The 2280-nt window shown below is 54.9% G+C and carries 3 protein-coding genes; 1 reads left to right on the forward strand and 2 read right to left on the reverse strand.

Features of this window, described 5'->3' with window-relative positions:
• Positions 1–78 precede the first annotated feature (78 nt).
• The gene (locus AC2VLY_RS09350) at positions 79–591 is read right to left on the reverse strand and encodes a GNAT family N-acetyltransferase (RefSeq protein WP_486922154.1); all 513 of its coding nucleotides are present in this window, start codon (positions 589–591) and stop codon (positions 79–81) included.
• Positions 566–832: a type II toxin-antitoxin system TacA family antitoxin gene (locus AC2VLY_RS09355; RefSeq protein WP_486922155.1), complete on the reverse strand. Its 267-nt coding sequence runs from the start codon at positions 830–832 to the stop codon at positions 566–568. The genes AC2VLY_RS09350 and AC2VLY_RS09355 overlap by 26 nt, the downstream gene beginning before the upstream one ends.
• A gap of 349 nt (positions 833–1181) precedes the next feature.
• Between AC2VLY_RS09355 and purH the strand changes: the two genes are divergently transcribed.
• On the forward strand, positions 1182–2280 hold a 1099-nt coding region (purH, locus tag AC2VLY_RS09360; protein ID WP_486893912.1), incomplete at its 3' end, for a bifunctional phosphoribosylaminoimidazolecarboxamide formyltransferase/IMP cyclohydrolase.

Genomic DNA, 2280 nt, shown 5'->3' on the forward strand with positions numbered 1-2280 from the left:
CGCACCATCAAGGTAGTTTTGAAGCGGGATGGGGCTTATTGAACAGCCTTGGGCCAAACAATATCTGGCCACTCTGGATCATGGAGCAGTGGTACCCAACAGCAAGTACAAGGTCATCGGATCATCTCTGCAAGATAGAAAACCGTAGTGCAGATAAAACGCTCTGGCCTTTTCGCCTTTGGCATCGACCACCAGCGCATAGGCAGCTACTGTTTTACGGGCCTCCAGACAATGTTCAACGGCACAACCCATGAGGAGGCGCCCCAATCCTTTCCCCTGGTGTGCTGAATCCACTGCCAGACGCCCCAGCCGGAAACAGGGCACTGGGTAACGCGGCAGTTTTTTTCGGGTGAGCGCGTCCATTTGCATGGCGTCAATCTGGGCAGCACCCAAACTGTAGTAACCCAGAATGGTTTTCGGTTTATCTGTATCAACCAATACATGAACCACGGCAATACCCTTCTTCACATGCTGAACGGCGAAGCGATGCAGGTATTCATCCAGCGCGTCCACAGCAGAGGTAAAAGCCTGACGGTCATGGCGCTGTGGGTCCAACAGTTGGATTTCAAGCACGCCGAATTTTACGCGCAAGATCCATGGCATTCTGTAAAGCAACATTGGGCTTGAAAGCCCCGTTCAGCGCTTTTGTTAAGGCCTGAAAATCGTCGTTCGACATCGTAATGCGAGACTCCCGTTCCAAGAGGTCACGCGCCTTTTCTTTGGCTGCGTTGCGTACGAATGCGGCCATCGTAGTGCCCGCCAGGGCCGCAGCATGTGCTACAAGCGCCTTTTCTTCGACGTCCATTTTCAACTCAAATCGGGCGGCCGTCATATCCATCTCCATAGATTACGGCAAAATACCGTATACGGTATTTTGCCGTATAATCTGCCAAGCAGCAATGCGACGAGCTCCAACGACACCTCCCACTTCCCGCAAAACCCTCAGCATCTGCTTCCCTGCCCGCTGCCAGTGATATGGCTCCTCAGGCTTCAGGGATAGCCATGGGTGATGTTGGGTTTCAGCTTGCATCCCCCGCGCGGCTCTTCTACAATAGATGTATTCCGTTGACGCTGTTTGCGTTATGCGAGTAAGAACGCTCCCTCCATCAGGAGGTTTGGGTACGACAGGTTTCCTGATCGTACCTTTTTTAATTTTAGGCTGGCAAAGGTGACATGGCTTTATGGGTGAAATAACACGGGCGCTCATCAGCGTTTCTGACAAGCGCGGGGTGGTGGAGTTTGCACGGCGACTGCGCGACTTTGGGGTGGAAATTCTATCTACGGGTGGAACCGCCAAGGTGTTGATGGCCGACGGCATTGCCGTTCAGGAAGTGGGCGATTACACCGGTTTTCCGGAAATGCTGGAGGGCCGCCTGAAAACCCTGCATCCCAAAATTCATGGCGGCCTGCTGGCCCGTCGCGGTAATGCTGACCACGATCGGCAAATAGCGGAGCAGGACATCCTCCCCATTGATTTGCTTTGCGTCAATTTATATCCCTTTGCCGAAACTGTGGCGCGCCCCGACTGCACGCTGGAAGAGGCCATTGAGAACATTGATATTGGCGGGCCGACCATGCTCCGGGCCGGGGCCAAAAACTGGGAAGGCGTGACGGTTCTTGTTGATCCTGATGACTATTCCCGCGTCCTGCAGGAAATGGAGCAAAGCCACGGTGGTGTGGGGGCGACTACCCGTTTTCATCTGGCGACCAAGGTTTTTGCCCATACCGCCCAGTACGATGGGGCCATTGCCAACTATTTGTCCAGCCGTAATGTGGAAGGTCAGCACAGCCAGTTTCCCCAGACCCTTTCCCTGCAGTTCGAGAAGGTGCAGGAATTACGCTATGGCGAAAATCCCCATCAGGCGGCGGCTTTTTACCGCGATGGCCGTGGCGGAGGGCTGGCCGATGCCCATCAGTTGCAGGGCAAGGAACTTTCCTACAATAACATTGGCGATGGCGATGCGGCGGTCGCTCTGGTCATGGAATTCTCGGAACCGGCCTGTTGCGTGGTCAAACATGGAAACCCCTGTGGGGTGGCCTTGGGTCAGGATTTGCTCAGTGCCTTTCAGCGCGCCTGGGCGGGTGATCCGGTATCGGCCTTTGGCAGCATCATTGCCTTCAATACGCCGCTGGATGCCCAAACCGCTGAACTGATCAGTAATCAGTTTGTCGAGATGGTACTGGCTCCGGCCATTTTGCCCGATGCCCGCCTGATTCTGGCCAAAAAGAAAAACCTGCGGGCGCTGGCTTTTGAAGACGGTCACGCCTGGCAGCGTCCGG

This window comes from Acidithiobacillus sp. TH-A36, assembly GCF_057473445.1.